The sequence below is a fragment of the Rhizobium aethiopicum genome (assembly GCF_900094625.1).
Classification (GTDB): Bacteria; Pseudomonadota; Alphaproteobacteria; order Rhizobiales; family Rhizobiaceae; genus Rhizobium; species Rhizobium aethiopicum.
The window spans coordinates 1-6,577 of record NZ_FMAJ01000048.1 but is presented as its reverse complement, the minus strand read 5'-3'; the positions used below and the strand labels follow the sequence as shown (position 1 = coordinate 6,577).

Below are 6,577 nucleotides of genomic sequence, written 5' to 3'. Positions count from 1 at the left end.
ATTGTAGTATCTACGCCAATCCTCCATCTTTTCGCGGGCATCCGCAAGGGTCAGGAACCAATGCTGGTTCAGGCATTCTGCACGGAAGCGGCCATTGAACGCTTCGATGAAAGCATTATCAGTCGGCTTGCCGGGGCGTGAGAAGTCCAACGTCACACCCTTGGAATAGGCCCGCAGGTCCAAGTCGCGCGACACGAACTCGGTCCCTTGGTCGACACGGATCGTTTTCGGATAGCCGGCTTTTTGGCACACCCGTTCAAGGGTTTGCACAACGTCTTCGCCTCTATAGCTATGACGTGGATCAAGCACCGGCACGTAGCGCGAGAAGGTGTCGACCACCGTCAGCACGCGCAGTTTCTTACCCGTTGCGAGTTGGTCGTGAACGAAGTCCATCGCCCAGACGTCGTTGGGTCCGACGGCCATGTGCCGATCCTCGCGAAGCTTGGCTTTTACCCCCCGCTTCGGTGTCTTGTTCCGCAACTGTAGCCCCAAGTCCCTGTAAATGCGGTAGGTTCGCTTGATGTTGGTGCCCCAACCCTCGCGTTCCAACAGCACATGCACGCGGCGATAGCCGTACCGCACACGGATCTCGCAGATCTCGCGAATACGACGTTCCAGACCGGCCTGATCAGCACGGCGAGAGGTATAGTGGTGAGTTGATCGATCGAAGTTCAACGCTCCACAAGCACGTCGGATCGAGATCGCCCAATCGCAGCACATGCCTTTCACCATCTCCCGCTTCCGAGCAGGCCTTAGAGCTTTCGGCGGATGACATCCTGCAACATCTCGCGGTCCAGCGTCAGATCCGCGACGATCTTCTTCAGGCGCGAATTCTCGTCCTCGAGCTGTTTCAGCCTCTTCATCTCCGGTGGCAGCATGCCCGCGTATTTTTTCTTCCAGTTGAAATAAGTCGCCTGGCTGATCCCCGCCTTCCTGCAGATTTCAGCAACCGACACGCCTTCATCACCTTGCTTCAGAATGAACGCCTTCTGAGCGTCCGAAAACTGCGACGCTTTCATCGTCTTCTGGTCCCTTTCCCAGCCAGGAAAATGCACCGGAAAACTCTAACCAAAACTGGTCCAGTTTGAAGGGTTCAGATCAAAGTGCACAAGATGGTGGCGAATGGGAACGTAGGGTCGTCGCCTCGATCGCCAAGAAATTGAAAAGGGGCCAGCGAGGAGCGCCTTTTGGCTCGCATCGCCGGGTCCGCGATCAAGGCCCTCGACGGAGCGGTGCCGAAATTGCCGAACAGGCGATACTTTCGGCTCTGGTCCGCAAATACGAGACTGGCGGTTCCTAAGCAGCGAGCCCAGGCGGTGCCACGTTCCTCCTACGGCATTTCATTATCCACGCATGTTGCCGAGGCTGCTGAGCCTGCTCGAATTCCGGAACAATGCAGCACATCGGGTCCGCCATCGCGGCGCTGGAATGGCTCAAGCGTCTGATCGACGAGGACGACAGACGGATCGACCCGTATCGATCCGAGACCTGGCTGTAGGCCTGAAGGCCTAGCATCCTGCCGTATTTCACGTTTACCAGGGCGTGGCCTTGTCCCTATTGGCAGATGCTATGGCCGGATGTGTCAAGTAAAAGATCCACCGGATGCGAAAAGAAACACGAGACCTATTGGGCAATGCTTGGGCGGGTCCCGACGCTATGGCGATCTCAGACCTGCACTTGTTCCGGCCCAGGCTGTGGCCGACAGCGATCGTCTCGCGGGGCCGTTGCGACAGGAGGATAGCTGGCAAATCTCAAGCTCACCTCGACATCCGGTTACGCGAGCTTGGCCGCGCCAGCTCGGGCTGTTACGATTCCGGGCGGCTCGATTGCGAAGGCGACGTCCAGACGTGGATGCTGCGACTGGCTTCTGCGAAGCATTCAGTCATCTGCGTACAGGAGCGCCCTGCGATGAACGTCATCCTCGCAGAAGAGACTAGCTTTGGCCTGCGCATGATGGCCGATGCCACAGACACCCACACCTTGTGGGTGTTAATCCGTGTTCGACAGTGGCATGTCGAGAGCGAAGCCTACGACCGGGCGCTAGCCAGGGTGGTCGAGGCGCAGGCGGGGTTACCGATCCATGGGCACTCCGGCTTCGAGCGACGGCCTATTATTTGCCGCCACAGCGCAAGGCGACGGCCCGCGGCACCAAGCGGCGCATCCGCGCCCACTATCGTGCGGAGGGCCACCAACAATTCACCAGGTTTCAGAGTGAATCAGCAGCAACAAAAATCGACGGCAAACTCGATGGGGGCTACGCGGATGGGGGCGCGCTTACTGAGCGCCGAGTCTCAACTGTACCGTCGCCACCGAACTTTGGAGCTGTCGATCCTGTTCAGGACGTTCATTCAGAACCCTACTCGGTTTGTCGTGCTTGCGACAGCGTGATGTGCGGTTTGGCACGTCTCGGCGCTCTAGGGCAGCCATTGAATAACATACAGAACAGTTTTCTGATGCTTTTCGCTCCTTCTGCATTGGCACGAATCTTGAACCTTTTTGTTGCGCGCCGCTAGGAGCTCCCAACGGGGACCTTGGCATCTTCTCAATCCAGCTCTGAACGGAGACACCAATGATGAACAACATGGCAGCCTATCGTGTAACCGAATTAACCCCTCAAGAAGCAGCTGAAACCTCCGGAGGTTGGTATTTTTGGGTTTACTTGTTTTTGCGACGTTACGGACACTTGTTTGGTTGATAAGCGAGCTGGCTCTCGATGGCTCCTAGTGACTACAGACTAGCAGTTCCCCTTTCTGCTGAAACGGCCAGCTGCATCGCAGAAAGCATACTGGCGCGACGATCAGGACGATCCTTGAGCATTTATAGGGCGATCTTGCTCTTCGTCGCCGCGGCATTTGGCTCACTGCCACTCGTTACCATACCGGTCTCCATGCAGAGTGTCGGTACTATTCGCCCGATCGTGGAGAAGACGCCCCTGATAGCGCCCGTCTCCGGACGCATCTCCCGTGTCCTTGCCTTTGAGAACGATGTCGTTGCTAAGGGGAAGGAAATAATCGCCTTTGACGATCATGTAATCGAGGAAAAGCTCAGCGGGGTTTTAGCCGACATTCATGCCAAGAGCGATCTTGCCCATGACTTCCAAACGCTGATTTCTTCCGGCGCAAGGCTCAGCGTCTCGCCCCCCCTCCAAACCGAATCCGCGACGGCTGAAAGGGTGCATTTTCTCAACTTGCTGCGCGAGAACCAAAATGCGCGCAGTAACGCCGCGGCGGAACTCGACCGCGCAAAGCGACTTGTCTCGGCTGCTGCGGCGCCGGCGAAGACCGTTGACGAGAAGGCTTTCGCTCTCCAAAATATCGAGGTCCAAGGCGAGATCCTCGTGCGACGCAAAACCGCTGATTGGAACCAGAAGCTCCTTGATGCTAACCTGCGCTTAAAGGAACTCACGGCCACCTTGCATCAGCTCGAGCACGAACGGGACCTGCACCGCATCCGCGCCCCAGTATCGGGTGCTCTCGAGCAGTTCTCCGGCCTCGCGCACGGAAGCTACGTGCAGAGCGGGCAAACCGTTGGTTGGATCTCGCCGAACGACGATCTGGTGGCGGAAATCTACGTCTCCCCCAACGACATTGGCTTTGTGCAGCCTGGTCAGCCGGTGCGGCTCCAAGTGGATGCCTTTAACTACAACCAATGGGGTGTCATCAAAGCAAGGGTGGTCGAGGTGGCGCAGGACTTCACTCTGCATGACGGGAACCCGGTCTTCAAGGTCCAGTGCGCGCTCTCTCGCAGCGAACTCGCGCTGAAAAGCGGGGCCATCGGCCACCTGAAGAAAGGCATGACCGTGCGGGCTCGCTTTCTGTTGGCCAATCGCACTCTCCTGCAACTGCTCTACGACGAGGCAGACGATTGGCTCAACCCGATGCTGGCGGGGCGCTAATATTGTCCCAACAGCCAGCGAGCCTCCATGTCGAGTAAGGCCATTAAGTTCAAACAGCGTGACATCACGGATTGCGGCGCCGCCAGCCTCGCATCTGTCGCAGCCTTCTATGGCTACAAGTTGCCATTGGCGCGCATCCGCCAGTATGCGTCGACCGACCGCTCCGGTACGAGTGTGCTGGGGCTCACGGAAGCGGCGCAGAAGCTGGGCTTCATCGCGAAAGGCGTCAAAGGTGGCTTCGACAGCCTGTACAAGATCCCCAAGCCCGCTATCGCGCACGTCGTCAAGGAGGACCTGCACCATTTCGTAGTGGTCCATGCGATCGACGCCAAGTGGGTCATCGTCATGGACCCGGCCTTGGGCGAAATCTGCAAAGTGCCGCATCAGGAATTCATGGAGCAATGGACCGGCGTTCTGGTTTTGCTGGTTCCGGCAGACACATTCAATCGTCGAGACGAGACCACGTCGCCCCTCGCCCGATTCGCCCGCCTACTCGCGCCACACCGCACGGTGATGGCGCAGGCTCTCGTCGGCGCTCTTGTGACGACCGTCCTCAGTCTCTCGACGGCGATCTACGTTCAGAAGATCGTTGATCACGTGATCCCAGCGGGAAACCGCAACCTGCTCAACTTGATGAGCATCGCAATGCTGCTGATCCTAGCGATACAGATCCTGATCAACCTCCTAAGAGGCCGACTCGTCCTGCAGACGGGGCAGAAGATCGACGTATGCTTGATCCTCGGCTATTACAATCACATCCTGGCCCTGCCCCAGAAGTTCTTCGATAGCATGCGCATGGGAGAAATCGTGTCGCGCATGAACGACGCTGTGAAAATCAGGAGCTTCCTGAACGACGTTTCGATAAACATGTTTGTTGACATTTTAATGATACTGTTCTCGTTCGGAATGATGTTCATCTATTCCTGGAATATTGCTTTGATCGTGGCGCTCGCCATTCCAATGTACATCCTGGTATATTGGGCCATCAATCGGATGAATCGAAATCTCCAACGAGTCATCATGGAAAATGACGCCAAACTCGAGGCGCAACTGGTAGAATCACTCGGAGCTGTCTCCACCATTAAGACTTCCGGCGTCGAGAGCTTCGCAAACTTCAAAATGGAGACCCGCTTCGTAAAGATGCTGCATTCCGTCTACAGCTCCGGGCTGATCTCAATCTGCGGCGACAACGCCTCGACGTTGCTGTCGGTCCTGTTCACCATCGTGCTGATGTGGTTTGGAACCACGCTTGCGCTCGAACAGGCCGTCACGCCCGGCGAATTGCTGTCCTGCTATACGTTGCTTGGCTATATCACCCGGCCGGTCGCCCGCCTGATCCAGACCAACCGGATCGTTCAAGACGCGTTTATCGCGGCGGATAGACTTTTCGAGATCTTTGAACTGGAGTCGGCAAGCAGCAGCGGCATCGATGCTACGAAGACCGATCTCGGAGATATTCGCCTGGAGAACGTCACATTCCGCTATGGCGCGCAGGCGGAGGTTTTCAGCGATCTAAGCGTCTCCTTTCGCCAAGGAGAGTTGACGGCCGTCGTGGGTGAGAGCGGCTCGGGCAAAAGCACCCTTGCGGCTCTGCTGCAGAATGTCTACCAGCTTGAGGATGGATGCATTCGGATCGGCCAATATGCCCTCCAGGATTTCTCGAGCGCATCACTGCACAAGGTCATGGCTGCAGTACCGCAATCGATAGACGTCTTCTCCGGTTCCGTGATCGAGAACATCGCCCTGGGCGAGTTCGAACCGGAGTTCGATAAGATCGTACGCATCTGTGATCGAATAGGACTGCGGGAGTGCATCGAGCGCTGGCCCGGGCGGTTCCAGGCCCATCTGGGCGAGAACGGGGTTCGCCTCTCCGGAGGTGAGAAGCAGCGCCTCGCATTGGCTCGGGCCCTGTACCGGGATCCCGACGTTCTAATCCTTGACGAAGCGACCTCCTCTCTGGACTCGGCAGCCGAAGAATTTGTGCTGCGGGTTGTTGAGGATCTGTCTCGCGCTGGGAAGACCATCATAGTCATCACTCATCGGTTGAGCACCGTTCGTGGGGCGGACAATATTGTGGTCCTGGACAAGGGGCGGGTCATTGAGGAGGGAAAGCACGCTGACCTAGTGAGAACTGATGGCCCTTACGCTCGATTATGGCGGGCGCCAAGGTCGTGATCCGTGTAGGCCCTGTCGGCTCGAGGATTGAAAACGGTTGTGAACGTCACGGTTAAGCAGCATGGCAACATTGTCGGCTGTGAACTTGAAGCGGCGGTGATCGGAACGTGGGCGATGGACTTCGTTCACGACCAACTCGCAACGGGTAAGAAACTGCGCGTGCTGACGGTGGTCGACACCTTCTCGCGCTACGTGCCGGTGCTTGATCCACGTCATAGCTATAGAGGCGAAGACGTTGTGCAAACCCTTGAACGGGTGTGCCAAAAAGCCGGCTATCCGAAAACGATCCGTGTCGACCAAGGGACCGAGTTCGTGTCGCGCGACTTGGACCTGTGGGCCTATTCCAAGGGTGTGACGTTGGACTTCTCACGCCCCGGCAAGCCGACTGATAATGCTTTCATCGAAGCGTTCAATGGCCGCTTCCGTGCAGAATGCCTGAACCAGCATTGGTTCCTGACCCTTGCGGATGCCCGCGAAAAGATGGAGGATTGGCGTAGATACTACAAT

Annotated in this window: 5 protein-coding genes and 1 pseudogene; 5 read left to right on the top strand and 1 reads right to left on the bottom strand. The window is 57.1% G+C overall.

The features are described from left to right. A protein-coding gene (locus GA0061105_RS31940) for an IS3-like element ISRel21 family transposase (protein ID WP_092755361.1) occupies nucleotides 1-1,019 on the bottom strand; the annotation gives its coding sequence in 2 pieces (ribosomal slippage) (nucleotides 1-758 and nucleotides 758-1,019; 1,020 coding nt annotated over the 2 pieces). This gene is flagged as partial in the annotation. 889 nt (nucleotides 1,020-1,908) lie between these two features. Here GA0061105_RS31940 and GA0061105_RS34180 point away from each other — a divergent pair. The 5 genes and pseudogenes from GA0061105_RS34180 to GA0061105_RS31920 all read left to right on the top strand — a co-directional run. Then, a complete protein-coding gene (locus GA0061105_RS34180; RefSeq protein WP_245345081.1) occupies nucleotides 1,909-2,388 on the top strand; it encodes a Tn3 family transposase in 480 nt (159 codons plus the stop codon). Between the two features lie 181 nt (nucleotides 2,389-2,569). Then, nucleotides 2,570-2,695: a hypothetical protein gene (locus GA0061105_RS33865; RefSeq protein WP_004676277.1), complete on the top strand. Its 126-nt coding sequence runs from the start codon at nucleotides 2,570-2,572 to the stop codon at nucleotides 2,693-2,695. Between the two features lie 114 nt (nucleotides 2,696-2,809). Beyond that, nucleotides 2,810-3,895, top strand: a complete 1,086-nt coding sequence (locus tag GA0061105_RS31930; protein WP_008533948.1) for an HlyD family secretion protein — start codon at nucleotides 2,810-2,812, stop codon at nucleotides 3,893-3,895. 27 nt (nucleotides 3,896-3,922) lie between these two features. Next, the gene (locus tag GA0061105_RS31925; protein ID WP_004676279.1) at nucleotides 3,923-6,070 is read left to right on the top strand and encodes a peptidase domain-containing ABC transporter; all 2,148 of its coding nucleotides are present in this window, start codon (nucleotides 3,923-3,925) and stop codon (nucleotides 6,068-6,070) included. Between the two features lie 108 nt (nucleotides 6,071-6,178). Next, nucleotides 6,179-6,577, top strand: a pseudogene (locus tag GA0061105_RS31920) (DDE-type integrase/transposase/recombinase); the annotation flags it as partial.

Excerpts from the sequence above, each read along its gene's own strand:
- GA0061105_RS34180 (WP_245345081.1), top strand. The coding sequence starts at position 1,909 with ATGAACGTCATCCTCGCAGAAGAGACTAGCTTTGGCCTGCGCATGATG.
- GA0061105_RS33865 (WP_004676277.1), top strand. The coding sequence starts at position 2,570 with ATGATGAACAACATGGCAGCCTATCGTGTAACCGAATTAACCCCTCAA.
- GA0061105_RS31925 (WP_004676279.1), top strand. The coding sequence starts at position 3,923 with ATGTCGAGTAAGGCCATTAAGTTCAAACAGCGTGACATCACGGATTGC.